Annotated in this window: 24 protein-coding genes, 1 pseudogene and 1 riboswitch; of the genes and pseudogenes, 17 read left to right on the forward strand and 8 right to left on the reverse strand. The window is 60.1% G+C overall.

Annotation, left to right across the window (positions count from 1 at the left end):
* Window positions 1-14: 14 nt before the first annotated feature.
* From AACR14_RS13085 to tldD, 4 genes are all read left to right on the forward strand, one after another.
* Entirely contained in the window at window positions 15-347 is a 333-nt protein-coding gene (locus AACR14_RS13085; protein ID WP_019446497.1) for a Dabb family protein, read from the forward strand.
* A complete protein-coding gene (locus AACR14_RS13090; RefSeq protein WP_019446498.1) occupies window positions 344-931 on the forward strand; it encodes a nucleotidyltransferase domain-containing protein in 588 nt (195 codons plus the stop codon). The genes AACR14_RS13085 and AACR14_RS13090 overlap by 4 nt, the downstream gene beginning before the upstream one ends.
* Window positions 932-950: 19 nt before the next feature.
* A complete protein-coding gene (locus tag AACR14_RS13095) occupies window positions 951-1,772 on the forward strand; it encodes a carbon-nitrogen hydrolase family protein (protein ID WP_019446499.1) in 822 nt (273 codons plus the stop codon).
* A 133-nt stretch (window positions 1,773-1,905) separates the two neighbouring features.
* Window positions 1,906-3,354 carry a metalloprotease TldD gene (gene tldD / locus AACR14_RS13100; RefSeq protein ID WP_026035085.1) on the forward strand — a complete coding sequence of 483 codons (1,449 nt, stop codon included), beginning with the start codon at window positions 1,906-1,908 and terminating at the stop codon, window positions 3,352-3,354.
* A gap of 133 nt (window positions 3,355-3,487) precedes the next feature.
* Here tldD and AACR14_RS13105 read toward each other — a convergent pair whose 3' ends face one another.
* The 3 genes from AACR14_RS13105 to AACR14_RS13115 all read right to left on the reverse strand — a co-directional run bounded on the left by AACR14_RS13105 (window position 3,488) and on the right by AACR14_RS13115 (window position 6,032).
* Window positions 3,488-3,691 (reverse strand): hypothetical protein, encoded by a 204-nt coding sequence (locus AACR14_RS13105; protein WP_005340062.1) that lies wholly within the window; start codon window positions 3,689-3,691, stop codon window positions 3,488-3,490.
* Between the two features lie 159 nt (window positions 3,692-3,850).
* Entirely contained in the window at window positions 3,851-4,573 is a 723-nt protein-coding gene (locus AACR14_RS13110; RefSeq protein WP_019446501.1) for a MarC family NAAT transporter, read from the reverse strand.
* 139 nt (window positions 4,574-4,712) lie between these two features.
* Window positions 4,713-6,032: an MFS transporter gene (locus tag AACR14_RS13115; protein ID WP_019446502.1), complete on the reverse strand. Its 1,320-nt coding sequence runs from the start codon at window positions 6,030-6,032 to the stop codon at window positions 4,713-4,715.
* 166 nt (window positions 6,033-6,198) lie between these two features.
* Here AACR14_RS13115 and AACR14_RS13120 point away from each other — a divergent pair, with 166 nt between their 5' ends.
* Complete coding sequence (locus tag AACR14_RS13120; protein ID WP_019446503.1) at window positions 6,199-6,873, forward strand: ATPase; 675 nt, start codon at window positions 6,199-6,201, stop codon at window positions 6,871-6,873.
* A 106-nt stretch (window positions 6,874-6,979) separates the two neighbouring features.
* Window positions 6,980-7,699, forward strand: coding sequence for an acid phosphatase AphA (gene aphA / locus AACR14_RS13125; protein WP_019446504.1), 720 nt, complete (start codon window positions 6,980-6,982; stop codon window positions 7,697-7,699).
* Window positions 7,700-7,771: 72 nt separating this feature from the next.
* Here aphA and AACR14_RS13130 read toward each other — a convergent pair whose 3' ends face one another.
* The gene (locus tag AACR14_RS13130; protein ID WP_019446505.1) at window positions 7,772-8,038 is read right to left on the reverse strand and encodes a hypothetical protein; all 267 of its coding nucleotides are present in this window, start codon (window positions 8,036-8,038) and stop codon (window positions 7,772-7,774) included.
* A gap of 169 nt (window positions 8,039-8,207) precedes the next feature.
* Here AACR14_RS13130 and AACR14_RS13135 point away from each other — a divergent pair, with 169 nt between their 5' ends.
* The gene (locus tag AACR14_RS13135; protein WP_019446506.1) at window positions 8,208-9,029 is read left to right on the forward strand and encodes an HDOD domain-containing protein; all 822 of its coding nucleotides are present in this window, start codon (window positions 8,208-8,210) and stop codon (window positions 9,027-9,029) included.
* Window positions 9,030-9,157: 128 nt separating this feature from the next.
* Window positions 9,158-9,655, forward strand: coding sequence for a GNAT family N-acetyltransferase (locus tag AACR14_RS13140; protein ID WP_019446507.1), 498 nt, complete (start codon window positions 9,158-9,160; stop codon window positions 9,653-9,655).
* Between the two features lie 153 nt (window positions 9,656-9,808).
* Here the strand turns inward: AACR14_RS13140 and AACR14_RS13145 are convergent, their stop codons facing one another.
* Together AACR14_RS13145 and AACR14_RS13150 are read right to left on the reverse strand one after the other, a co-directional pair.
* Window positions 9,809-9,985, reverse strand: coding sequence for a hypothetical protein (locus AACR14_RS13145; protein ID WP_005340085.1), 177 nt, complete (start codon window positions 9,983-9,985; stop codon window positions 9,809-9,811).
* A 506-nt stretch (window positions 9,986-10,491) separates the two neighbouring features.
* Complete coding sequence (locus AACR14_RS13150; RefSeq protein ID WP_019446508.1) at window positions 10,492-11,769, reverse strand: cation:proton antiporter; 1,278 nt, start codon at window positions 11,767-11,769, stop codon at window positions 10,492-10,494.
* 216 nt (window positions 11,770-11,985) lie between these two features.
* Here AACR14_RS13150 and metH point away from each other — a divergent pair, with 216 nt between their 5' ends.
* Both metH and rimK read left to right on the forward strand, forming a co-directional pair.
* The gene (metH, locus tag AACR14_RS13155; protein ID WP_019446509.1) at window positions 11,986-15,681 is read left to right on the forward strand and encodes a methionine synthase; all 3,696 of its coding nucleotides are present in this window, start codon (window positions 11,986-11,988) and stop codon (window positions 15,679-15,681) included.
* Between the two features lie 231 nt (window positions 15,682-15,912).
* The gene (gene rimK / locus AACR14_RS13160) at window positions 15,913-16,809 is read left to right on the forward strand and encodes a 30S ribosomal protein S6--L-glutamate ligase (RefSeq protein ID WP_005340088.1); all 897 of its coding nucleotides are present in this window, start codon (window positions 15,913-15,915) and stop codon (window positions 16,807-16,809) included.
* Between the two features lie 95 nt (window positions 16,810-16,904).
* On the opposite strand, the gene AACR14_RS13165 is transcribed toward rimK, so the two are convergent.
* Complete coding sequence (locus AACR14_RS13165) at window positions 16,905-18,149, reverse strand: sensor histidine kinase (RefSeq protein ID WP_019446510.1); 1,245 nt, start codon at window positions 18,147-18,149, stop codon at window positions 16,905-16,907.
* Window positions 18,146-18,814 carry a response regulator transcription factor gene (locus tag AACR14_RS13170; RefSeq protein ID WP_019446511.1) on the reverse strand — a complete coding sequence of 223 codons (669 nt, stop codon included), beginning with the start codon at window positions 18,812-18,814 and terminating at the stop codon, window positions 18,146-18,148. Before AACR14_RS13170 ends, AACR14_RS13165 begins: the two co-directional genes overlap by 4 nt.
* A gap of 88 nt (window positions 18,815-18,902) precedes the next feature.
* On the opposite strand from AACR14_RS13170, the gene AACR14_RS13175 reads away from it, so the two are divergent.
* From AACR14_RS13175 to AACR14_RS13205, 7 genes and pseudogenes are all read left to right on the forward strand, one after another.
* Window positions 18,903-19,325 carry a hypothetical protein gene (locus AACR14_RS13175; protein ID WP_019446512.1) on the forward strand — a complete coding sequence of 141 codons (423 nt, stop codon included), beginning with the start codon at window positions 18,903-18,905 and terminating at the stop codon, window positions 19,323-19,325.
* Window positions 19,326-19,411: 86 nt separating this feature from the next.
* The gene (locus tag AACR14_RS13180; RefSeq protein WP_026035086.1) at window positions 19,412-19,897 is read left to right on the forward strand and encodes a hypothetical protein; all 486 of its coding nucleotides are present in this window, start codon (window positions 19,412-19,414) and stop codon (window positions 19,895-19,897) included.
* 260 nt (window positions 19,898-20,157) lie between these two features.
* Entirely contained in the window at window positions 20,158-21,621 is a 1,464-nt protein-coding gene (aerA, locus tag AACR14_RS13185; protein WP_192811957.1) for an aerolysin AerA, read from the forward strand.
* 124 nt (window positions 21,622-21,745) lie between these two features.
* Window positions 21,746-22,159, forward strand: coding sequence for a DUF350 domain-containing protein (locus AACR14_RS13190; RefSeq protein ID WP_019446515.1), 414 nt, complete (start codon window positions 21,746-21,748; stop codon window positions 22,157-22,159).
* 7 nt (window positions 22,160-22,166) lie between these two features.
* Window positions 22,167-22,715 (forward strand): DUF1190 domain-containing protein, encoded by a 549-nt coding sequence (locus AACR14_RS13195; protein WP_019446516.1) that lies wholly within the window; start codon window positions 22,167-22,169, stop codon window positions 22,713-22,715.
* 2 nt (window positions 22,716-22,717) lie between these two features.
* Window positions 22,718-23,872 (forward strand): glutathionylspermidine synthase family protein, encoded by a 1,155-nt coding sequence (locus AACR14_RS13200; protein WP_019446517.1) that lies wholly within the window; start codon window positions 22,718-22,720, stop codon window positions 23,870-23,872.
* Window positions 23,873-23,946: 74 nt separating this feature from the next.
* Window positions 23,947-24,059: riboswitch (TPP riboswitch) on the forward strand.
* Window positions 24,060-24,338: 279 nt separating this feature from the next.
* A pseudogene (locus tag AACR14_RS13205) lies at window positions 24,339-24,560 on the forward strand (phosphomethylpyrimidine synthase ThiC); the annotation flags it as partial.

Raw genomic sequence — 24,560 nt, forward strand, 5'->3', positions numbered from 1 at the left:
ACAAGGAGTGAGCCATGATCCGACATATCCTGCTGATCGCCTTCAAGCCGGGCACCCAGCCTGCCCAGATAGATGCGGTGCGTACCGCCTTTCTCGCCATTCCCCATCAGGTCAGCGGCGTGACCGCTGTCGAGTGGGGTCGGGATGACAGCCCGGAGGGGCGGGCCGAGGGGTTTACCCACAGCGTGCTGATGACCTTCGCCGACGAAGCGGCCCGCCAGCGCTATCTGCCCCACCCGGATCACGATGCCCTCAAGGCCATCTTCCGCCCTGTGCTGGCGCGCATCATAGTGCTGGATTACACCCTGCAGGCGGGGGATCGGGTTGTGTCAGAGGGGCCGTTATGATGGTGGATGAGCACTGGGCTGCCATCCCTCCACTGCAGCGCGCACTGCTGGAATCGGTTATGAAACATGGCGCAGCTCATCCTGCGATTGATGCCGGGGTAGTGGTTGGGTCGCTCGCCAAGGGCAAGGCAGACCGGGTATCCGATGTCGATCTCTTGTTGCTGGCCGAGCCGGGCTTCCATAAGCAGGGAGACGAACTGGTGCGCACCATTGTGGGGGAGCGGCCCATCTTTCATTGCTGGCAAGGAAGACATGAAGAGGTCTGTTCATACTGGCGCTTCATCTTCCTCGATATGTCCAGCATCGAGATCCATATCCTTGATCGGGGGGCTGAGTTCCCCCTTGCCAAACCTTATTTGCCACTGTTCGATAAAACTTCCTCCCTTGGTGCGCTTGAGGTATCTGGCCCTGCACCAAGCCATTGGGACTTTCCTGCCTATATGGCCGAAGGAGATGGTCTGGTTTGGGAGTTGTTCGATTGCTTCAAATGGGCGGAGCGGGGGCAGCGGGGATTGGTCCGGCATCATCTTCGCAAGCTGCTGGCCGAGATGGATAAAGACCCGAATATTGTGGATCGCGATTAATACGGACAAGGAGAACGTCATGTGGTTAGCCGCAATACAGCTGGTATCTGGCCGTCACTGGCAGGATAACCGGGAGCAGATCGCCGCTGAACTGGCGGCCTTGCCCAAAGAGCGGCCGCTGCTGGTGCTGCTGCCGGAGAACTTTGCCCTGTTTGGCGAACGGCAGGGTTATCTGGATGGTGCCGAGGCGATTGGCTCCGACCTGAGCGGAGTCGCGCCGATCCAGCAGCAACTGGCGGAATGGGCCAGTGATTACGACATCTGGCTGGTGGCCGGGGCTATGCCGACCACCATCTCAGGTTCCGACCATATCCACACCAGCTCGCTGGTGTTTGACCCAAGCGGTGAGCTCAGGGGCCACTACCACAAGATCCACCTGTTCGACGTGGATGTGGCGGATAATCACGGCCGCTATCGGGAGTCGGAGACCTTCAGCCCCGGCAAGGAGCCTGTGCTGGTGGACTCCCCCTTTGGTCCCCTCGGCCTCTCGATCTGTTATGATCTGCGCTTTCCCGAGCTCTACCGCCAGTTGGCCCGTGCTGGTGCCCGCGTGCTGCTGGTGCCTGCCGCCTTTACCGCCGTGACCGGCGAGGCGCACTGGGAGCCGCTGCTGCGGGCCCGCGCCATCGAAAACCAGTGCTACGTAGTCGCTGCCAATCAGGGCGGCACTCACGAGACGGGGCGCCAGACCTGGGGCCACAGCATGGTGGTCGACCCTTGGGGTCGGGTGCTGGCGAGCAAAGAGTCCGGGCGCGGCACAGTGCTGGCGAAGATGGAGCCCGGGCTTATCGATGAATTGAAACGCACCATGCCAGTGCTGCAACACGCCCGTTTGCTCTGATGGTGTGGTGAAAAATTGAAACGCAGCCGTTTGCCCGTGCTGGAGCATACCCGTTTGTTGTGATGGTGTGGCTTGTCGCCAACCCGTCGGCAAGACGATTTAAAACAGCTCGTTACGAGAGTGGAGAAGAAGATTGAGTCTATTGAGCCAGGTTAGTGCCTCCCTGTTGGCCCCGAACGATCTCGACGAAGGGCGCCTGCAGCAACTGCTCGGCAGCCTGATGAGCCATCAGGTCGAGTTCGGCGATCTCTATTTCCAGCGCAGCTGGCACGAGTCCTGGATGCTGGAAGATGGCATCGTCAAGGATGGCAGCTACAACATCGATCAGGGTGTGGGGGTGCGCGCCGTCAGCGGCGAGAAGACTGGCTTCGCCTACTCGGACGAGCTGAGCCTGCTGGCGCTGCAACAGTCGGTGACTGCCGCCCGCGGCATCGCCGCTGCCGGTGCTCACGGCAAGGTGAAGGCATGGGCGCGCACCGAAGCGAACCTGCTCTATCCGGCCATGGATCCGCTGCAGACCCTCGACAAGCATCAGAAGATCGCCCTGCTGGAGCAGATGGACAAGTTCGCCAGAAGTCTGGATCCCGCCATCAATCAGGTGATGGCCTCCATCAGCGGCGTCTACGAAGAGGTGCTGGTGGCCGCCACCGACGGCACCCTGGCTGCCGATGTGCGTCCGCTGGTGCGTCTGTCGGTGACCGTGATCGCCGAGAAGGGCGATCGCCGCGAACGTGGCAGTGCTGGTGGCGGCGGGCGCTTTGGTTACGACTGGTTCCTCGAACTGGACGGGCTGGAGAGCCGCGCCTTTGGCTATGTGCGTGAAGCGGTGCGTCAGGCGCTGGTCAATCTGGAAGCCATCGATGCGCCAGCCGGCACCATGCCGGTGGTGTTGGGCTCCGGCTGGCCCGGCGTGCTGCTGCACGAGGCGGTAGGTCATGGTCTGGAGGGGGATTTCAACCGCAAGGGATCTTCCGCATTTGCTGGCCGCATCGGCGAGCAGGTGGCCTCCAAGCACTGTACCATCGTCGATGATGGCACCCTGCCGGGTCGGCGCGGCTCCGTCTCCATTGATGACGAGGGGACACCGGGTGGCTACAACGTGTTGATCGAGAACGGTATCCTCAAGGGTTATCTGCAAGACAAGCAGAACGCTCGCCTGATGGGGGTACCGCTCACCGGCAACGGGCGCCGCGAATCCTACGCCGCCATGCCGATGCCGCGCATGACCAACACCTACATGCTGGCGGGCCAGTACGATCCGGCCGAGATCATCGCCTCGGTGAAGAAGGGCATTTATGCCCCCAACTTCGGTGGCGGTCAGGTGGACATCACCTCCGGCAAGTTTGTCTTCTCCGCCTCCGAGGCCTACCTCATCGAGGATGGCAAGATCACTGCCCCCATCAAGGGCGCGACCCTGATCGGCAACGGCCCAGAAGCGATGAGCCAGGTCTCCATGGTGGGCAGCGATCTTGCGCTGGATCGTGGGGTTGGCATCTGCGGCAAGGAGGGGCAGAGCGTGCCGGTCGGTGTCGGCCAGCCCACCCTCAAACTGGACCAGCTCACCGTGGGTGGTACTTCGTAGGTTTTGGTTAGCCGCGCAGCGGCGTAACCCGACGCATTCAAACCCCCGGCTCTTGCCGGGGTTTTGCTATTCAGGGGATCGCAGACAACAAAAAGCCCCGGTCGTTGGACCGGGGCTGGCGGGTGATTCGGTATCAGTTGACGGATATGGCGCGGGCGTCGATGAAATAGCGAGCGTTACCCTGTTTGTCGATCTGGATTTTGGCAACCAGCTGCTCTTGATCTTTATATTCCCAGCGTTGCTCGATCTTGGCGAGGGATGGGCTCGCAATCCCAACCACGTTCAGGTACTCGTGAAACAGGCTATGGCTCCCTATTTCGGTCAGCATCTTGTCCATCTGCATACTCTCCTGAAGTTGAGTGGGTATTCATCAACAAACCTATCAGCGTCCATCTGAATACAGTCTGTATGAAAAACAAACTAACTCATTTGTGTGTCAATAACATGATCAGGAACAAGATCAGTGCAGATCGTCAGGGACTTTTTGATACCGTTTTCAATCAGAGCCGGTGGGCTTTTGCGGCAACTGATCAAACGTGCCGGAAGCCTTTGGGAGCGCCGGCGCGGTTTGCACAGCCTGGCCGCCGTGGAAGACTGGATCCTGTGCCACTTCCTTGATGCCGTTGATGCAAAACTGCATACCCATGCAGACCAGCAGGAAGCCCATGATGCGGGTTATGGCGTCGATGCCGGTGGCGCCCAGGATCTTGCAGACCGGATCCGCCAGCTTCAATACTCCCCAGCTGATCAGGCTCATCAGGGCAAACGCCGTTACCACACCGGCGTTGATGGTGAGGCGGTTGTACTCGTCAGGCAGCTCGGCAATCTGGGCTGCCCCGCTTATTACCAGCGCCATGGTACCTGGCCCGCACATGCTGGGCATGGTGAGCGGTACGAAGGCAATGCTCTGGTTGATATCGACCCCGCTCTGCTGGCTGGGGGCGGGGAACAGCATGCGAAAGCCGATAAAGCCGATGATGAGGCCACCGGCCAGGCGCAAGCCCGGAATGGAGATCCCGAACAGATCCAGGATCGAGGATCCGATAAAGAAGGTGGTGCAGAGGGTGCAGAACAGATAGATGGCGGCCAGATTGACCTGACGGCGCACGTGTTCGCGCGACATCCCCTTGCTCAGTCCCAGCAGCAGGGTGGCCGTGGTAGGCGGGTTGACCATGGGCAGCAGCGCCAGCAAGGTGAGTAATACGACCTGAAAGAACATCTTGAGCCTCGGATAAAGAGTGGGAAGCCATGGGGCGATGCGGGTGGCAGGCCCCAGAGGGAGGCATATCTTATGCTGGCGAAACTGAACATAAGCAGTACAAAAAAGCCCCGGCAGATACCGGGGCTTGTTGTTCGGGTCAGGCCGCTTGCGGCGCTTGCTGCTGCCGGATGGCCCGTTGCTGGAACCAGAGCCAGAGACCGATGGCGAAACCCAGCACCGACAGGCTCACCACATAGTGGGAGGGGGCCAGCATGTCGCTCTTCATCCAGAGGGTCACCGCCATCGGGGTGAGGCCGCCGAAGATGGCGTAGGCCACGTTATAGGAGAACGACAGACCGGAGAAGCGCACCACCGGCGGGAATGCGTTGACCATCACATAAGGCACGGCACCGACAATCCCGACCGCAAAGCCCGCCAGCATGTAGAGCGGCACCAGCTGGCTCGTGCCTGCCGCCAGACCGTGATAGAAGGCGTAGCTGGAGCCCGCCAGCAGCAGGGAGCCGAACATGAAGGTGAGACCGCTGCCCAGCAGGTCGATCAGTCGACCATAAACGATGCAGCCGAGGGTCAGGGCCACGATCGCCAGCGAGTTGGCGGTCAGGGCGTCGGCCGGGCTGATGCCATAGACCTTCTGCAGATAGGTCGGGGTCATCAGGATCACCACCACGATCCCTGCGGAGAGCAGCCAGGTGAGCAGCATGGAGACCACCACGCTGCTCTTGTGGTTGCGCAGCACCGACTTGAGGGGGAGCTCATCGGCCAGGGTCTTGTTGGCTTTCATCTCGGCGAAGACCGGGGTCTCGTGCAACCAGCGACGCAGGTACATGGCGACGATGCCGAAGATACCGCCCAGCAGGAAGGGTACTCGCCAGCCCCAGTCACTCACTTCGGCCGGGGTCAGGCTCTTGTTGACCGCAGTGGCGATGAGGGAACCAAGCAGGATGCCTGCCGTCAATCCCGCCGTGAGCGTGCCGCAGGCGACCCCTACCCGACGGGCAGGAACGTGCTCGGCGACAAACACCCATGCGCCGGGCACTTCACCGCCGATGGCGGCGCCTTGCAGGATCCGCAGTCCCAGCAGGGCGATGGGGGCGCCGATGCCGAGCACTGCATAGGTGGGCAGCAGACCGATCAACAGGGTCGGCAGCGCCATCATGATGATGCTGAGGGTGAACATCCGCTTGCGACCGATGAGATCGCCAAAGTGGGCCATGATGATGCCGCCGAGCGGGCGGGCCAGATAACCGGCGGCGAAGATGCCGAAGGTCTGGAACTGGCGCAGCCACTCGGGAATATCGGCTGGGAAGAACAGCTCGCCGATGACCACGGCGAAGAAGACGAAGATGATGAAGTCGTAAAACTCCAGCGCGCCGCCGAGGGCAGCCAGACTCAGGGTTTTGTAATCCTGTCGATTGAGGGGGCGGGCGTGATCGTGCTGTTGTGTGGTCGTGGTCATATCCGTATGTTTCCCATCGGTTTTTTTAGTTATTGTCACCCCGTACAAGGGGCATATACAGGTGATCGAGAGTATGCTGCCTGCCTCTTGTGTGTAAATCGCGCAATTCGCAACACTGTCTTGCATCTTTTTGGGGCAATCCGAATGCCCCGCTGGCGGAGGAATGATGGAAAAGAAACGGGTACTGCTCTCCTGGAGCAGCGGCAAGGATTGCGCATGGGCACTGCATCAGTTGCGGCAAGATCCCGCCATCGAGGTGGTGGGGCTGTTTACCACCCTCAATCAGGCATTCGAGCGGGTGGCGATGCACGGGGTGCGCAAGCAACTGTTGACCGAGCAGGCCGCCTGCGTCGGGCTGCCCCTCATCACCATCGATCTGCCCTGGCCCTGCAGCAACGAGGATTACGCCCGCATCATGACCGGCTTTATCGCCGATGTGGTGGCACAGGGGATCCGCCATATGGCCTTTGGCGACTTGTTCCTCGAGGATGTGCGCGCCTACCGTGAAAAGCAGCTGGCAGGTACCGGCATCGAACCACTGTTCCCGCTGTGGGGCAGCAATACCCGTGAACTGGCGCCGCAGATGGTGGCCGCTGGGTTGAAGGCGCGGATCAGTGCTCTCGACCCGAACAAGCTGGATGCCAGCCTGGGTGGCCACGATTTTGACGAGGCACTGCTGGCGGCGCTGCCGGAGGGGGTCGATCCGTGCGGCGAGAACGGCGAGTTTCACACCCTGGCCTATGATGGCCCCATGTTCTCCCGCCCGCTCGGCATTCGGGTCGGTGAGACAGTGCTGCGCGACGGCTTTGTCTTTACCGATCTGCTGCCAATCGAAGATTAATTATCGGGCGTCAAATGCTCCCTTTTGCTGGAGTATTCACAGATTTGAGAGGCGGGATGGGGGCACTATTGGCCCCCTCTTTTGATTGGAGATGACAACCTGCCTTATGAAACACATCTATCGTCCGGCGCTGCTTGCCTCCTTGCTGGCTGCCGCCCTCTCTCTGCCTGCCGTGGCGGGTCAAGTCGCTACCGTTCAGCCTATCCCTGCCGGTGTCACCACCGTCACTCTGGCCCAGCAGGCGCCAATCCACTGGGTATCGGTGGAGCAGATTGCCAAGAGTCTGGATGGCCTGCCGCCAATGGCAGTCGGGTTTGATATCGACGATACCCTGCTCTTCTCCAGCCCGGGCTTCTATCGCGGCAAACAGGAGTTCTCGCCCAACGACGAGAGCTATCTGAAGAACCCCGCCTTCTGGGAGAAGATGAATAACGGCTGGGATGCGTTCAGCATGCCGAAAGAGGTGGGCAAGGCGCTCATCGCCATGCATCTCAAGCGCGGTGACCACATCTATTTCGTCACCGGTCGCTCGGCCACCAAGACCGAAACCGTGAGCCAGACTCTGCAGCAGACCATGAATATTCCGGCCGACCAGCTCAATCCGGTGATCTTCGCGGGTGATCAGCCGAGCCAGAACACCAAGGTGCAGTGGCTCAAGGATAAGCAGATGAAGCTCTTCTACGGCGACGCCGATGGGGATATCAAGGCGGCGCAGGAGGTCGGCATTCGCGGCATTCGTCTGCTGCGGGCCGCCAACTCCAGCTATCGGCCACTGCCGTTGGCAGGGGCGCTGGGGGAAGAGGTGATCATCAACTCCCAGTTCTGATCCGGAGTGGATCCATACAAAAGGGCGGGGCCATTGGCACCCGCCCTTTTTGCATCCGTCATCAAGCTCGGGTCAGTCGTCTGCCCACGGCATCTCGGGCAGGCTGTCGAGGAACTCGCCATAGCGGGTCAGATTGAAGGGGCCCTGATCGGCCTCCATTGCCATCAGCTCGGCCCCGAGGGCGCAGGCGATATATTGCAGCGCCTCTTCCCGTGGGGTGCCCTTCATCACTAGCCGCATCAGAGTCGCCTTCACATGGGGCGGGTGACCATCGTTGAGCTGGTTCTCCACCATCTCCAGCAGCGTCTCTTCGTCAAAAAATTCCTGAGTGTCGTTCATGGGATATCCGCAGCAGTGAATGTGGCGGCCAGTATAGCCTGAATGTGACTAACACCTTGAATGGCCAGCGAATAAACAATCCGATGGGGAGGCCATTTGTTACCCATAATTAGGAGGAGTTTGCCAAGGCAAACAGGTTGGAACACAGATAACATGGATGGACACGCCTATGCCCACGATAGATTCCCTGCTGGCCGAGCCCAAGCTACTGCCCCAGATCCCGGAAGTGATGCGCGATTTGATCCAGACCTTCAATGAAAAGGATCCGGATCTGCTCAAGATCAGCAAGTTGATCAACAAGGACCCTGTCATCTCCGCCAAGTTGCTGCGGCTGGCCAACTCGGCCAAATTCGGCAGCAGTCGTCAGATCGGCACCGTCAATGAAGCCGCGGTGCGGCTTGGACTGGCGATGGTGCGCAACATGGTGCTGGCCTGCGGGCTCACCGAATCGGTCACTGCGGTGCCCGGCATTGACCTCAAACATTTCTGGGGCTGCGTCTTCAATGTGGCGGAGCTGGCGCGTCGTCTGGCTGTGAAGAAGGGGATGAAGGGAGATGAGGTCTTTACCTGCGCCCTGCTCTATGACCTTGGCCGACTGGTGATGCATGTGGGCCTGCCGGAAAACACCGTCCATCACATTCACGACCTGGAGTTGCACAAGGGGCGGGCCAAGGCGGAAGAGCTGGTGGTCGGCTTCAACTATGCCCAGGTCGGGGCGGCCATGGCACGTTACTGGAAGTTCCCCGAGACCATCAGCAATGCGGTGGAGTATCACTACAACCCCATGCTGGCCAAGGAGTTCTCTCCCGAGGCCGGGTTGATCCATCTGGCGATCGTGCTGGCAGCGCAATCCGATGTGGGGGAAGAGGCGCCGCCCGAGTGGCCCCACAAGGTGGCAGACGCGCTGGGGCTGAGCTGGGCCGATTGCGCCGCCCAGTTCACTGCACTGCGCGAGCAGGGTAATGGCTACGCCGGGTTACTGGCTGCCTGAGCCCGTTTATCCCATCTCATCAGGGGCCAATATGGCCCCTTTTTCATGGCCGATGGTGCCACAGGCTTGCCAGTCTTGGAGTGACGGGGCACTCTTTGCCCTTCACTTTTCGTTTGAGAGCCCTTGCCATGATTGCCTCCTCCCGCCTGATCCTGCGCGAAATGATCGCCACCGATGCCCCCTTCATCCTTGAGCTGCTCAATGACGGCGACTTTTATCGTTACATCGGTGATCGGGGCATTCGCACCCTGGAGCAGGCGCAGGAGTATATCCAGCAGGGACCGGCGGTCAGCTATGCCCGCTATGGTCACGGACTCTATCTGGTGGAGCGCAAGGAGGACGGTGCCAGCCTCGGTATCTGCGGTTTGATCAAGCGCGATACCCTGGAGCAGGTCGATATCGGTTACGCCTTCCTGCCGCAATATCGCGGTCAGGGCTACGCCATTGAAGCGGCGCATGCCGCCCTTGCCGATGGCAAAAGCCGGTTGGGGATCGGGCAGGTGGTCGCCATCGTCACCCCGGGTAACGAGCGATCCATCGGCCTGTTGGCCAAGCTGGGGCTGGTGCGCAGTCGACTGGTCAAGTTGAGCGAAGATGCTGATGAGTGCCTGCTGCTGGAGCAGTGATCAAGGTCAGAGAGTGGGGAAGCGAATGGCGAGGTGGCTGTCAGGCTGAGTGACAAGCAAGAGCCCGGGTCTGGCGAAAGGCGTGAGAGAAGCAAAGAGGCCGCCGTGAGTTGCGGCCTGTCTGCATCGGGCGCTGCCGGAGGGCAGGCAGGATCAGTTGAGGTCTTCGATGGAGAACTCGCCAGCGATACCATCACAGGAGATGGCGAAACCGCCGCTGAAGCGGGTGCTGAACTGGATCAGAAACGCATCATTGTCGTGCTCTTGCACAGGCAGGTTGATGGGCTTGCTGCGACGCAGGGGCTTGTGTGTTTGTACTGCTTTCATCATGGTATTTCTCTATATAAATTAGGTGTTTGCTCCTTGTATTGGCAAATGTCAGGTCAATGGGCGCGGTCGATTGGGTGAACGACAAGCGCGCAGGAATACCCAGCCCGGTTAAGGGGCGTCTGCACTTTCAAGGAATATGCTGATGCATAAATCAAATTGGGTGGGCAGATCGGGTCTGCACCGTGAGAGCCGGGCAACGCAGGCAGACAGCCTGACGGTTCTCAAGGCGAGTAAATCAGAAGAAGGTTATGCGGGTACTGGCAGGATTCATCGTGAGGTGAAGCATTGCAGGATAAACATAAACAGGGCTGATTAACTAGCCGGCGCGCATTCTCTCCTCGAAATGAATAAAAAGCAAACAATAATTTGCCGATGTTGAAGTCAGTACGCTTTTCCTCTGTGTAATCAAGGGGCTATCAGCAGCAAATATTCGCATCTATCCGCCATAAAAAGAGGGCTCCCGACGGGAGCCCTCTCTCATTCTGCAACCTGCACAGTGGGCCGACTCAGTAGTCGCCACAGGCCTTCTTGGCGGCCGTGATCATCGGGGTGATGGTCATGCCTTGCACCACGATAGAGAACATCACCACCGAGTAGGTCATCACCAGGATGACCTCCCGCAGGTCGACGCCATGTTCCGGGATCATCATGACGCCGGAGGGGAGTGCCAGCGCCATCGCCATGGCCAGACCACCGCGCAGGCCACCCCAAGTGAGGATCCGTACCGAGAAGGTGTTGTAATTGCGGAATCGGCGGAAAGCCACATAGGGCAGCGACACGCTGATAAAGCGGGCACCCAGGCAGAGCGGCACCGCAATGACCAGCAGGATCCAGTCACGCCAGGCGAGATCCAGCAGTACCAGTGCCAGACCGATCAGCAGGAACAGCAGGGCGTTGAGGAACTGGTCCATCAACTCCCAGAAGTGATCCAGGTGGTGGCTGCTCTGCTCGGAGAAGCCGGAGTGACGGGTCCAGTTGCCGATCATGATGCCGGTGACCACCATGGCCAGTGCGCCGGAGACGCCGATCATGTTGGCAAAGGCAAAGCCGGCGGTCGGGATGCAGAGGGTCAGCAGCAGCTCCAATGAACCGTCGTCGGTGGCACTGATCATCACGTGGGCGATGAGGCCCAGCACGGCACCGAACAGGATGCCACCGAGGGCTTCGTGCAGGAACAGACCGGCCACGCTACCGAAGGTGGGCTCGACCCCGCCAAAGGCGACGGCAAACACGGTAGCGAAGATCACGAGGCCAACACCGTCGTTGAACAGGGATTCCCCTTCGATCTGGATGGCGATCTGGGGTGGCGCCTTCATCTTCTTGACGATGGCCAGTACGGCAATCGGGTCAGTGGGGGAGATCAGCGCGCCGAACAGCATGCAGTAGACCAGCGGCAACTCCCAGCCCAGCAGCTTGGCGATAAACCAGAAGCCGTAGCCGATGAGGAAGGTGGAGAGCAGGGTGGCAATGATGGCCAGAATGGTGATTTCCCACTTCTGGCTACGCAGCGCCTTGAGGTTGATGCCAAGGCCACCGGCGAACAGCAGGAAGCCCAGAATCCCCTTCAGCAGGAAGTTCTGGAAGTCGATGCTCTCCATGGTCTTGACGGCAAGAGGTTCCAGGTTGAACCAGCCCAGTTTGCCAAACAGCACCAGCAGTGCGGAGATCAGCATGGAGCCCGCAGTAATGGCGATGGTGGTCTGGATCTTCACAACATACTGGTTGGCAAAGGCGATAAAAATCGCCAACGCTGCCAGAAAACAGAGTGTGTAGTAGACGCTCATAGTTATTTTTTTCTCGTTGGTAGACAGCAAGCACGTATCCCTATGCAGGACGGGCATAGGTTACTCTCGGGCCCTATGTTACTCATTACCCATAAATGAGTATATGGTGGCGCATTTGGACTGATAGACGGCTAGATTTCCATTTTATTTGTTTGCTGTTAGGATGCTATTTACGCAGTTGCATGGATGTAAGAGGAACACGCGGTGTCGAACGTAATGTCGAGCAGAGAGCCGAGCAAGCAGTCGGACGTAACAAAGAAGCTGGAAGCCTGCCTCAGGGAGCGGATCCTGATCATCGACGGGGCCATGGGCACCATGATCCAGGGCTACAAACTCGGGGAGGCGGATTATCGGGGTGAGCGGTTTGCCGACTGGCATACCGACATCAAGGGCAACAACGATCTGCTGGTGCTGACCCGTCCGGCGGTGATCCGCGAGATCCACGAGCAGTATTGCGCTGCCGGGGCCGACATTCTCGAGACCAACACCTTCAACGCCACTCGCATCGCCATGGCCGATTACGAGATGGAAGAGTTCTCGGCCGAGATCAACCGGGAAGCCGCCCGTCTGGCCCGCGCCGTGGCAGACGAGTGGACGGCAAAAGATCCCGCCAAGCCGCGTTTCGTGGCAGGGGTGTTGGGCCCCACCAACCGTACCGCCTCCATCTCGCCGGATGTGAACGATCCCGGCAAGCGTAACGTCACCTATGACCAGCTGGTGGCCGCCTACACCGAATCGACCCATGCCCTGATCGAGGGCGGCGCTGACATCATCCTGATCGAAACCATCTTCGATACCCTCAACGCCAAGGCGGCCGCCTTCGCGGTGGAAGGGGTGTTCGAGGCGCTGGGCTACAGCCTGCCGGTGATGATCTCCGGCACCATTACCGATGCCTCCGGCCGTACCCTCTCCGGCCAGACCACCGAAGCCTTCTACCACTCGCTGCGCCACGTAAAACCGGTGTCGTTCGGCCTCAACTGTGCATTGGGGCCCGATGAGCTGCGCCAGTATGTGGAGGAGTTGTCTCGCATCAGCGAGACCCATGTCAGCGCCCATCCCAACGCCGGTCTGCCCAATGCGTTCGGCGAGTACGACCTCGACGCGGGTGAGATGGCAGAGCATATCCGCGAGTGGGCCCAAAGCGGCTTCCTCAACATGGTCGGTGGCTGCTGCGGCACCACCCCGACCCATATTCGCGCCATGGCCGACGCCGTGGCGGGCATCAAGCCGCGCGTGCTGCCCGAGCTGCCGGTGGCCTGCCGCCTGTCGGGTCTTGAGCCGCTGATCATTACCCCTGAATCCATGTTCGTGAACGTGGGGGAGCGCACCAACGTTACCGGTTCAGCCAAGTTCAAGCGGCTGATCAAGGAGGGGCTCTACGACGAGGCGCTCGATGTTGCCAAGCAGCAGGTAGAGAACGGCGCCCAGATCATCGACATCAACATGGACGAGGGGATGCTGGACGCCGAAGCGGCCATGGTGCGCTTCCTCAACCTCATCGCCGGTGAGCCGGACATCGCCAGGGTGCCTGTGATGATCGACTCCTCCAAGTGGGAGGTGCTGGAAGCGGGTCTCAAGTGCGTGCAGGGCAAGCCGGTGGTCAACTCCATCTCCATGAAAGAGGGGGAGGAGAAGTTCATCCAGCAGGCCAGATTGCTGCGCCGTTACGGCGCCGCCGTCATCGTGATGGCGTTCGATGAAGCGGGTCAGGCCGATACCCGCGCCCGCAAGTTCGAGATCTGCCAGCGTGCCTACCGGATCCTGGTGGATCAGGTCGGTTTCCCGCCGGAAGACATCATCTTCGATCCCAACATCTTCGCGGTAGCGACCGGCATCGATGAGCACAACAACTACGCGGTGGACTTCATCGAGGCGGTGAAGGACATCAAGACGCACCTGCCTCACGCCATGATCTCCGGCGGCGTCTCCAATGTCTCGTTTTCGTTTCGCGGCAACGAGCCGGTGCGCGAGGCGATTCACGCCGTCTTCCTCTATCACGCCATCAAGAACGGCATGGACATGGGGATCGTCAACGCCGGTCAGCTCGCCATCTATGAAGACATTCCGGCGGAGCTGAAAGAGAAGGTCGAGGCGGTGGTGCTCAACCTCAATGACAACGCCACCGAAGAGCTGCTGGCCATCGCAGAGAAGTATCGCGGTGCCGGCGCCCAGGCTGAGGATCCGCGGGATCAGGAGTGGCGCAGCTGGCCGGTGGGCAAGCGGCTGGAGCACGCACTGGTCAAGGGGATCACCGACTTTATCGAAGAGGATACCGAAGAGGCACGCGCTGGCGCCGAGAAGCCGCTGCACGTCATCGAAGGGCCGCTGATGGATGGCATGAACGTGGTCGGTGACCTGTTCGGCGCGGGCAAGATGTTCCTGCCGCAGGTGGTGAAATCAGCCCGAGTGATGAAGCGGGCGGTGGCCTACCTGCAACCTTACATCGAGGCGGAAAAGTCGGGCGGCTCCAGCAACGGCAAAATCGTGCTGGCGACCGTGAAGGGGGACGTGCACGACATCGGCAAGAACATCGTCGGGGTGGTGCTGCAGTGTAACAACTTCGAGATTGTCGACCTCGGGGTCATGGTCTCCTGCGAGACCATTCTCAAGACTGCGCGGGAGGTCGGCGCCGATATCATCGGGTTGTCGGGCCTCATTACCCCGTCGCTGGACGAGATGGTGCACGTTGCTAAGGAGATGGAGCGTCAGGGCTTCAAGCTGCCGCTGCTGATCGGCGGTGCCACCACCTCCAAGGCGCACACTGCGGTGAAGATAGAGCAGAACTACTCGGAGCCTGTGGTCTATGTCTCCAACGCCTCCCGCGCGGTAGGGGTGGCCCAGAGCCTGCTCAGTCCGGATCTCAAGGAGGCGTTTGTCGCCCGCATCGACAAGGAGTACGAGATCGCCCGGGATCAGCATGCCCGCAAGCAGCCGCGCTCCCGCCCGGTCAGTCTGGCCCACGCCCGCGCCAACCGGCACCAGCTGGACTGGGTTGGCTACCAGCCACCCAAGCCCCGCGAGCTCGGGGTGCAGAAGTTCGAAGATGTGCCCATTTCGGTGTTGCGCCCCTACATCGACTGGACGCCGTTCTTCCTCAGCTGGGAGCTGGCGGGCAAGTATCCGCGCATCCTTGAGGATGAGGTCATCGGCGAGGAGGCGACCAAGCTGTTTGCCGATGCCAACGCCATGCTGGATCAGCTGGAAAAGGATCAGAGCGTGCGCTGCGCCGGGGTGGTCGGCCTGTACCCGGCCAACGCGGTAGGGGACAGCATCGAGGTCTACAGCGACGAGTCCCGCACAGAAGTGATCAAGGTGCTGCACCACCTGCGCCAGCAGAGCGAGAAGCAGGGCTTCCCCAACTACTGTCTGGCGGACTATGTGGCGCCGAAAGAGAGTGGCAAGCCGGACTGGATCGGCGCCTTCGCGGTGACCGGCGGTATCGGTGAGGAGGCCATCGCCAAGGCCTACAAGGCGCAGCACGATGACTACAACGCCATCCTCATTCAGGCGGTGTGCGACCGTCTCGCCGAAGCCTTTGCCGAGTATCTGCACGAGCAGGTGCGCAAGGTTCATTGGGGTTATGCTCCCGACGAGGCCCTCAGCAACGAGGAGTTGATCCGCGAGAACTATCAGGGTATCCGCCCGGCCCCCGGTTATCCGGCCTGCCCGGAGCACACCGAGAAGGGGAGCATCTGGGAGTTGCTGGATGTCGAGCAGGCCATTGGCATGCAGCTCACCGAATCCTACGCCATGTGGCCGGGGGCTGCCGTGTCCGGCTGGTACTTCTCTCATCCCGAGAGCAAATACTTCGCAGTGGCGCAGATCCAGCACGATCAGGTGGAAGATTACGCTGTTCGCAAGGGGATGACGCTGGCAGAGGCTGAGCGCTGGTTGGGGCCAAACCTGAACTGACTCCCGCGTGACATCGGTTGATCTTTAACGAGAAACGGCGGCATCCTTGCACGGGTTGAACAACCTGCGCAGAGCCGCCGTTTAACCTGTTGGTCATAGTGACAGGTTAGCGTGCGGTTTGGTGTGGTTTGTCTTGTTGTCAGGATAAACAATTGGCGTTGTCTTGGCGCTGTGGCACCTTATACTCTCCCGCCCCATCCTGCCCAGGCACAGCCTTCTAGCGGAATTGTCATGAAGATCGCCATTTTATCCCGTGAGCCGAAAAACTACTCCACCCGCCGTCTGGTCGAGGTGGCACAGGCGCGCGGTCATCAGGTAGAGGTGCTCGACACCCTGCGCTGCTATATGAATATCGCTTCCCACAACCCCTCCATTCACTACGAGGGTGGGGAGCTGGGAAGTTATGACGCCGTGATCCCGCGGATTGGGGCCAGCATTACCGCTTACGGTACCGCCGTGCTGCGCCAGTTCGAGATGATGAACACCATGGCCCTCAACAGCTCGGTGGCCATCAGCCGTTCCCGCGACAAGCTGCGGGCGATGCAACTGCTCTCCCGCCACGGCATCGGCCTGCCCATCACCGGCTATGCCCACAGCACCCACGACGTGCCCGACCTCATCACCATGGTGGGCGGGGCGCCGTTGGTGGTGAAGCTGCTGGAGGGAACCCAAGGGATTGGCGTGGTGCTCTGCGAGACCCAGAAAGCCGCCGAGAGCGTGATCGAGGCCTTTATCCAGACCAACAACAACATTCTGGTGCAGGAGTATATCCGCGAGGCCAATGGCGCCGATATCCGCTGTCTGGTGGTCAACGGCAAGGTGGTTGCCGCCATGCGCCGTCAGGCCCAGCCGGGAGAGTTTCGCTCCAATCTGCACCGTGGCGGCACCGCCGAGGCGATCAAGATCACCCCGGAAGAGCGCGCGACCGCGGTGCAGGCCGCCAAGATCATGGGGCTGGATGTAGCGGGGGTGGATATCCTGCGCAGCGCCCGTGGCCCGCTGGTGCTGGAGGTCAACTCCTCCCCCGGCCTGCAAGGGGTGGAAGCCGCCTCCGGCAAGGATGTGGCCGGCAAGATCATCGAGTTCCTCGAACTCAAGGCGAGCCGCAAGAACAAACCGGCGGAGTGAGCCGCGGGCTTGCATCTGTCAGATAGAAACAGGGCGCCCTCGGGCGCCTTGTTGCTATCTGGCTGGTGGGTTAGCGGTGCCACTGCGCCCTCACCCTAACCCTCTCCCAAAGGGAGAGGGAACTGTTCGGCAGTGATCATCGCCAGCCGGGCGCTAAATACGCCATCCTCGAGCCGGGTGTCGATCTGCCAGCCCAGCTTCTCGCAGATGCGCTGAATGATGGTGAGGCCACAGCCGTAGCCGAGGATCTGATCCGGCGCCGCCGCCGTCGGGTTGCTGATGGTGAGCATCGGGCCGCACAGCTCGATGTCGATATGTCCCTCGGCATAGCTCAGGGCATTTTTCAGCAGGTTGCCGAGGGCGATGGCAAGCAGGGAGAGGGGGGCGTTTACTTCGCTGCTCTCGTCCAGGTTAAGCCGGATATCGAGGGCCTCCCGCTGCAACAGCGGAGCGAGGCGTGCCAGCTCCTGACGGATCAGCGGGGTGACCTGTTGCAGCGGTCGCTCCACAGCCTCCTTGCGGCCCAGCAGCAGGAAGGTCTCGGTGAGCAGCGCCATCTCGTCGGCGGCGGCGCGGATGCGGGTGGTGGCGCGGGCGGCCGGTGCGGGCAGATCTGTCACCTTGCCAAGCAGCGCGGCCGAGCCCTGGATCACCATGTTGGGGGTGCGCAGCTCGTGGCTGGCGAAGCGACTGAACTCCTGCTCGCGAGCGAATACGGCGCTCACCTCCTGCTTGCCGGCTAGCAGCGCCAGCTCGATATCCCGCAGCTCCTGCCAGGGGGCATCGGGCTCGAAATCCGCCTGATCCGGGGTGAGGTGGGCGACCCTCTGTTGCAGCCGTTGCAGCGGCCCTGTGATATGGCGTACCAGCCAGATACCGAAGCCGAGGCAGCCCAGCAGCAGGGTCACCCCGATCAGTCGGGTGGCCAGATGCAGCTTGTCTTCGTAGGGGTCGAGGTAGTCGTCGGCATCGTCGTTGAACACCAGATAGAGCAGTCCCTCGCCGGAGGGGTGACGGGCTACCAGAAAGTGTTTGTCCTCCTTGCCCAGCTGGTGCTCGAAAAAGCCGGGAGTCTGGTAGGGCTTCAACCACTTGGGCAAGCGGCCCGCCTCGGTCCAGTAGCTGGAGAACTGTCTGGGGCTCGGGGCCGCCGCCGCCGGGCCGAGTCGCAGCCAGTCATCGCTGTAGCGAGTCACTTCCGCCTCCAGCCAGTGGCGCAGGCTCAGCTCCTCCATCTTGTCCTCGGCCACCAGCATCAAGCCGGAGAGCAGGATCAGCAGCACCACCCCGGCGCCGCCGAGCGCCATGATCAGGCGGCGCCGCAGGCTCGGCAGGCTCATGCGCTCACCAGTCGATAGCCCTGACCGTGCAGGGTCTCCAGCATGGGAGTGGGGAAGGGTTTGTCCAGCGCGTTGCGCAGGGCGTAGATATGGCTGCGCAGGGCATCGGAGTCGGGCTCCTCATCCCCCCAGACGGTGTCGAGCACCTCCTGACGGCTGACGATGGCGGGGGCGCGGCGGGCCAGCAGGGCGAGGATTTGGAACGGGATCTTGCCGAGCTTGAGGGGCTCACCGGCGCGGGTGGCGCGGCCGCTGGCGACATCGACCGTCAGATCGCCAAAGCTGATGGCCCCCACATCGCCGCGCGGGCCGCGCAGACTGAGGGCTTGCAGTCGCACCTCCAGCTCCTCCATGGCGAACGGCTTGACCAGATAGTCATCCCCTCCCGCCTTGAAGCCCGCCAACTTGTCTTCCAGGCTGTCGCGGGCGGTGAGAAACAGCACGGGAGTGGCAATCCCCTGCTCGCGCAGGCGCGCCACCGTGCTGAGGCCATCGAGGCGCGGCATCATCACATCCATGATGATGACGTCGAAACGCTGCTCCTCCAGCAGTTGCAGCGCCGCCTGACCGTGATAGGCACAATCGAGGCGGTGACCGGCCAGCTCCAGATAATCCATGATGGTTTCCGCCACCTGAGGATTGTCTTCCACTACCAAAATCTTCATGCTTTGCTCTCCTGGTTGGTGAGCGTTTCACGCTCTTTTCACACCGGATTCGGCATCCTGTTTGCCAGTGTAACCCCGAGGATCCCTGATGAAGAAGTCTCTCTGCGCCCTCCTGCTGTTGATCTTGTTGCCACTTGGCACCGCACAGGCGACCGAATTCAAACTGACCGGCCGCACCACCTGGCAGCTTGGCCAGTTGATGGTCAACGGCATGCCGTTCGTGATCGACGACCAGACCCGCTTCAAGGATTGGCTCAACGAGGATGATCTCGGCGGCACCTGGGTCGAGATGAAGGGGGTGGTGGAGAACGGCGTGCGCTATGTACGCAAGGTCGAAGCCCTCGACGAAGATGACAAGGGCGAGATGGATCTGGAGGGGCCGGTGGAAGGGGGGCGGATCTGGGGCTACACCACCTCGGACAACAGTCTAGCGCCGTTTGAAGGGCGCTGGCTGGAGCTGGAGTGCAAGTTTGACGGCATGCGCCTGAGCCGCTGCCGCGAGGATGACTGATCCGATCTCTGCGTTCCGATTAGAAATGCTCCCGAATGAAGCCCATGCTTGTCCAGCATGGGCTTTTTGTTCAGGGACGAACGAAGATGGAACAATCGAGAAAGTGGTGTGCATGGATGCTGGGTGTGCCGCTCTGGGCGGCGCAGGCGGGAGCCGACGAATTGTGGCTGGTGGAGCTGGAGCACAGCGACGGCATCCGCCTGCAATTTCAGGGGGCCGAGGTGGAGCAGGGCAGTGCCGCCATCTGGCGGCAGGGGGAGATTTGGCCGCAGCCACTCAAACCCGGCGACCAGCTCGCCCTGCTGGTGGCCGATGGCGTTGCCACCCGGATTGAGCTGCTGGCCGCCAGAGCCCCGCGGGCCAATCAGCCCTGGCAGCGGGCGCAAGATCGCCTGCAATCCTTCGATGATCGGCAGCTCACCCTGGCCACCCTGGGCACTGTGCCACTCAATCCGCAGGTGCGCTGGGTCAACGGTTCGGCCGCCGATCTGCATGGCGGGAGCGAGCTGGTATTGATCCGTTCGGCGGATGGAATATTGCAGGGAATTGAAGTGATCAATCCGGAAGAGTAATTCAGCATCTTCTTATTTAATATGGTTTCACCATATTGTGGCAGCCATTAAATAATGACTGTCACAATATTTATGATTTATTCCTCAATAAAGTCATCGCTCTAATTATTTTCCTGTATCACCATTATTTTGTTTGTCATGGATGTTTTTTGGTGGTTTATTTTATTTGTGTCAGGTTTTGTCGGAGTCCATACCTGTCAAATGAAAAAGGATATTTCTACACAATAACAATTATCGTATGTCTGAAAGAGGGATAAATGATGAATAGAATAATTACCGCTAATCTGGCGTTTTTGGCGTCTTCATTGATGCTCGCTCAGGTGCAGGCGGCTGAACCTGTCTACCCTGATCAGGTCAAGTGGGCGGGTCTTGGGACGGGCCTCTGTGCCAGTGGTTATCGTCCTCTGACCCGCGATGAAGCCATGAGTATCAAGGGTAATCTGGGCAGCCGCATGGGGCAGTGGCAGATCACCGGGCTGGCGGATCGCTGGGTGATTATGGGGCCTGGATATAATGGCGAAATCAAACAGGGCACTGCCGGAGAAACCTGGTGTTATCCCAATTCACCTGTTTCCGGAGAAATACCAACACTCTCTGACTGGAATATTCCGGCAGGTGATGAGGTCGATGTGCAATGGCGGCTTGTTCACGACAATGATTATTTTATCAAGCCGGTCAGTTATCTCGCCCATTATTTGGGATACGCCTGGGTGGGTGGGAATCATAGCCCATATGTCGGGGAAGATATGGATGTTACCCGGGTTGGCGATGGCTGGCTGATAAAGGGAAATAATGACGGCGGCTGCTCCGGATATCGTTGCGGGGAGAAGAGCTCCATCAAGGTAAGCAACTTCTCATATACTCTGGAACCCGACTCCTTCAGCCATGGTCAGGTCACCGAGAGCGGCAAGCAGCTGGTCAAGACCATCACGGCCAATGCGACCAACTACACCGACCTGCCCCAGCAGGTGGTGGTGACCCTGAAGTACGACAAGGCCACCAACTGGTCGAAGACCGACACCTACAGCTTGAGCGAGAAGGTGACCACCAAGAACAAGTTTCAGTGGCCGCTGGTGGGGGAAACTGAACTAGCCATCGAGATTGCAGCGAGCCAGAGCTGGGCCTCCCAGAAAGGAGGCTCGACGACCGAGACCGTCTCGGTTGAAGCGCGTCCCACGGTGCCGCCTCACTCCAGCCTGCCGGTGCGGGTTGCCCTCTACAAGTCCAACATCTCCTACCCCTACGAGTTCAAGGCCGAGGTCAATTATGACCTGACCATGAAGGGCTTCCTGCGTTGGGGCGGCAATGCCTGGTATACCCATCCTGATAATCGTCCGACCTGGGAGCACACCTTTGCCGTCGGCCCGTTCCGCGACAAGGCCAGCAGCATCCGCTATCAGTGGGACAAGCGTTATATCCCGGGTGAAGTGAAGTGGTGGGACTGGAACTGGACCATCAGCGAGTATGGTTTGTCGACCATGCAGAATAACCTGGGTCGTGTGCTGCGCCCGATCCGTTCGGCGGTGACCGGTGACTTCTATGCCGAGAGCCAGTTTGCCGGCGATATCGAAATCGGTCAGCCCCAGACCCGTTCCGCGGCCTCTGCCCAGTTGCGTCACGCCTCTGCTGAAGGTGTGGCTCTGACCGGTGTAGATCTGGATCAGGAGGCCCTTGCCAACGAAGGGTTTGGCAATGTCAGTCTGACGGTGACTCCTGCCTATTGACCCAAGGGGTAAATCCCCTTGGCGGGGGGACCCTGTTTTCGTATCCGCCGTTCTCAAGGGGCCCATTGTGGTCCCTTTGTCCTTTCATTATGATGTCGACTCTTTTTGTCACAGGAACTGTGAGATGCTCTCCCAATTGCTCGGCTCCTTGAGTGGGCTGCTCCCCTTTATCGCCTACTTTCTGCTGGCCATGGCGCTGCTGGCGACCTTTATTCGCCTCTATACCTGGCTGACGCCACACCACGAATTTGCCCTGATCCGTGCGGGTAATCCGGCTGCTGCCACCGCGTTTGGCGGCGCGCTGATTGGCTTTGCGCTGCCCTTGGCCAGTGCAATCAGTCACTCTCTCTCCCTGCTCGATTGCGCCATCTGGGGAGCGATTGCCCTGCTGGTGCAGGTTGCCGCGTTTCGGGTAATGCAACGCTGGCTCACCGACCTAAGCGAACGGATCTCCCGTGGGGAGATGGCTGGCGCCATTTTGCTGGCTGCTGCGTCCCTGTCGGTGGGGCTGCTCAACGCTGCCTGCATGACCTACTGAGGATCCCATGAAGAGCAGCAACAAGCGAAGTAGCCAGGTCGCACTGGTCATGATGGTGCCGACAGCCTCCCTCTGGCTGCAGGGGTGCAACGAACGCCCCGAGCTGGCCTATGTCTACACCTCGGTCGAGGCATGTGTCGCTGTCCCAAGTAATGATCCGGCTCGGTGCCAGCTGGCCTTTGAAGAGGCCCGCAGTCGCCACCTCCTGCGGGCGCCCCGTTATCCTGACCGGGTGGAGTGTGAGGCGGATTTTGGCGCAGGAGGGTGTGAGGATAAGGTGCCGCGGATGAGGGGGATTCTGACCAGCGGCGTTGCCATCGGAACAGACCCTCTCCCCGGGATCCCGACCCAGCCGCTCTATCAACGTACAGATGAGCCTTATGCGCTGCGCACCGCTCAGGGAACACGCTTGCCCGCAGGCAGTAGCCTGGTTCGGGTCTGCCAGAGTGCGGTGACACTGGAGCCCGCCTTACAAGTACGGCGTGGTGGCTTCGGTGGAGAAGCTGCGCGGCGAGCCAACTTCTGCCATAGCAATAGCTACAGCAGCGGAGGTTAAAGATGGAGCGCATTTCCTTACCCGAACGTCCGGATTGGCGCGAACGGGCTGCCGAGCTTGGTTTCGAGTTTCACACCTTCGATGGGGAGCCCTATTGGGATGAGAGCGCTTGCTATCGCTTCACCCTTTCGCAGATAGAGGATGATCTGGAGGCGCCCACCGAGGAACTGCATCAGATGGCCCTCTCGCTGGTCTCAAAGATAGTGGGCAGCGAAGAGTTACTGACCCGGCTCGATATTCCCGAATACTGCTGGCCCGCACTGGAGGCCTCATGGCGACGTCGGGATCCCCATCTCTATGGTCGGCTGGATCTCGCCTATAACGGGCATGGGCCCGCCAAGCTGCTGGAGCTTAACTACGACACCCCCACCTCCCTTTATGAGTCGGGTTTTTTTCAGTGGATCTGGCTGGAGGATCAGCTGCATCGCGGTGTGCTACCAGCCGGAGTCGATCAGTTCAACTCCCTGCAGGAGAAGCTGTACGGCGCCTTCGCGGCCCTTGGCAATCGTGGCCCTTTGCACTTCACCTGCGTGGGCGAGAACCTGGAAGACAGGGGGAACCTCGACTACCTCATCGATATCGCCCTGCAGGCTGGTTGTGATGCCCGTTTTGTGGATCTGGAGGATATCGGCGAGCTGCAGGGCCAGCTAGTGGATCTGGGCAACGAGCCGATCCACGAGATATTCAAGCTTTACCCTTGGGAGTTCATGGTGCGCGAGCCATTTGGCCAGACGCTGCTCACAAGCCAGACCCGCTTTATCGAGCCAGCCTGGAAGATGATTCTCTCCAACAAGGGGATGTTGCCCCTGTTGTGGCTGGCCTTTCCTGACCATCCCAACCTGCTGCCCGCTTTTTTTGATCCCGATCCCGCTAGTCAGATGGCGCCGGGTTGGGTACGTAAGCCTCTCTATTCACGAGAGGGGGCCAATATCGAGCTGATGGATTATCAGGGTATGCGCTTGCATGAGCCAGGCCCATACAACGACTCGGGTTATGTGCTTCAGGCCTTTCACCCCTTACCCTGCTTTGCTGGCAGTTACACCTTGATCGGCAGCTGGGTGGTCGGCGATGCGGCGGCTGGCATTGGCATTCGCGAGGATGCGACCCTGATCACCAAAGACAGCTCCCGTTTCCTGCCCCATATCATCCTCGACTAGCCGTAGACCCCAAGGGGAGCAAGAGGTCGACTTTGTTAACGGCTTGTGCTTTAAATTTTCCCCCTTATACTGGCGCCATCTTGTCGGAGTGCTGACCGTCGAACGACGCGAAGCTGAGACCGTTAATTCGGGATCCGTGGAACCTGATCAGGTTAAAACCTGCGAAGGGAACAAGGGTAACTTGCGGGTTACCGCGCCGGAGGAGGAACAAGCCTCTTCCGCTCATCGAAGGGGTAACCCTGATGGGTCAGGGCGCACAGGAGGGAGTCTGTCCCGTCCGGTTGTCCAGCACGTGGGGCGCCTTGCCCACAGCATGCAGAGAGCGGGAAGTGGCAGAACAGCAGCACGGAGATCCATCCCGCGCGCACTCCCTCCCGAGATAAACACCCCGCCGCAAGTTCATCTTCTCCTCGAACTCCAGACAAGCAAATACCCATAACTTCAACCAGTTAATGTGAGTTTTGCTATGTCTACTTCCGTATCTGATACCACCAAATCCAGCCGCCGCGAGCAGCGCTTCAGCGCTCAGGCCTTTATCGACAGCCTCAAGGGGATGGCTCACCCCAACTCCCGCCGCATCTTTATCGAAGGCTCTCGCCCCGATATCCGGGTGCCGCTGAGGGAGATCCAGCTGGCCGACACCTTCGTCGGCGGCACCAAAGAAGATCCCAAATTCGAACCCAACGAG

Origin of the sequence: Aeromonas sp. 159 (assembly GCF_963862045.1) — a bacterium.
Lineage (GTDB): Bacteria > Pseudomonadota > Gammaproteobacteria > Enterobacterales > Aeromonadaceae > Aeromonas > Aeromonas veronii.

Coding starts and splice junctions, on each gene's coding strand:
- AACR14_RS13085 (WP_019446497.1), top strand. CDS start 15: ATGATCCGACATATCCTGCTGATCGCCTTCAAGCCGGGCACCCAGCCT.
- AACR14_RS13090 (WP_019446498.1), top strand. CDS start 344: ATGATGGTGGATGAGCACTGGGCTGCCATCCCTCCACTGCAGCGCGCA.
- AACR14_RS13095 (WP_019446499.1), top strand. CDS start 951: ATGTGGTTAGCCGCAATACAGCTGGTATCTGGCCGTCACTGGCAGGAT.
- AACR14_RS13105 (WP_005340062.1), bottom strand. CDS start 3,691: ATGGACAAGATGCTGACCGAAATAGGGAGCCATAGCCTGTTTCACGAG.
- AACR14_RS13110 (WP_019446501.1), bottom strand. CDS start 4,573: ATGTTCTTTCAGGTCGTATTACTCACCTTGCTGGCGCTGCTGCCCATG.
- AACR14_RS13115 (WP_019446502.1), bottom strand. CDS start 6,032: ATGACCACGACCACACAACAGCACGATCACGCCCGCCCCCTCAATCGA.
- AACR14_RS13120 (WP_019446503.1), top strand. CDS start 6,199: ATGGAAAAGAAACGGGTACTGCTCTCCTGGAGCAGCGGCAAGGATTGC.
- aphA (WP_019446504.1), top strand. CDS start 6,980: ATGAAACACATCTATCGTCCGGCGCTGCTTGCCTCCTTGCTGGCTGCC.
- AACR14_RS13130 (WP_019446505.1), bottom strand. CDS start 8,038: ATGAACGACACTCAGGAATTTTTTGACGAAGAGACGCTGCTGGAGATG.
- AACR14_RS13135 (WP_019446506.1), top strand. CDS start 8,208: ATGCCCACGATAGATTCCCTGCTGGCCGAGCCCAAGCTACTGCCCCAG.
- AACR14_RS13140 (WP_019446507.1), top strand. CDS start 9,158: ATGATTGCCTCCTCCCGCCTGATCCTGCGCGAAATGATCGCCACCGAT.
- AACR14_RS13145 (WP_005340085.1), bottom strand. CDS start 9,985: ATGATGAAAGCAGTACAAACACACAAGCCCCTGCGTCGCAGCAAGCCC.
- AACR14_RS13150 (WP_019446508.1), bottom strand. CDS start 11,769: ATGAGCGTCTACTACACACTCTGTTTTCTGGCAGCGTTGGCGATTTTT.
- metH (WP_019446509.1), top strand. CDS start 11,986: ATGTCGAGCAGAGAGCCGAGCAAGCAGTCGGACGTAACAAAGAAGCTG.
- rimK (WP_005340088.1), top strand. CDS start 15,913: ATGAAGATCGCCATTTTATCCCGTGAGCCGAAAAACTACTCCACCCGC.
- AACR14_RS13165 (WP_019446510.1), bottom strand. CDS start 18,149: ATGAGCCTGCCGAGCCTGCGGCGCCGCCTGATCATGGCGCTCGGCGGC.
- AACR14_RS13170 (WP_019446511.1), bottom strand. CDS start 18,814: ATGAAGATTTTGGTAGTGGAAGACAATCCTCAGGTGGCGGAAACCATC.
- AACR14_RS13175 (WP_019446512.1), top strand. CDS start 18,903: ATGAAGAAGTCTCTCTGCGCCCTCCTGCTGTTGATCTTGTTGCCACTT.
- AACR14_RS13180 (WP_026035086.1), top strand. CDS start 19,412: ATGGAACAATCGAGAAAGTGGTGTGCATGGATGCTGGGTGTGCCGCTC.
- aerA (WP_192811957.1), top strand. CDS start 20,158: ATGAATAGAATAATTACCGCTAATCTGGCGTTTTTGGCGTCTTCATTG.
- AACR14_RS13190 (WP_019446515.1), top strand. CDS start 21,746: ATGCTCTCCCAATTGCTCGGCTCCTTGAGTGGGCTGCTCCCCTTTATC.
- AACR14_RS13195 (WP_019446516.1), top strand. CDS start 22,167: ATGAAGAGCAGCAACAAGCGAAGTAGCCAGGTCGCACTGGTCATGATG.
- AACR14_RS13200 (WP_019446517.1), top strand. CDS start 22,718: ATGGAGCGCATTTCCTTACCCGAACGTCCGGATTGGCGCGAACGGGCT.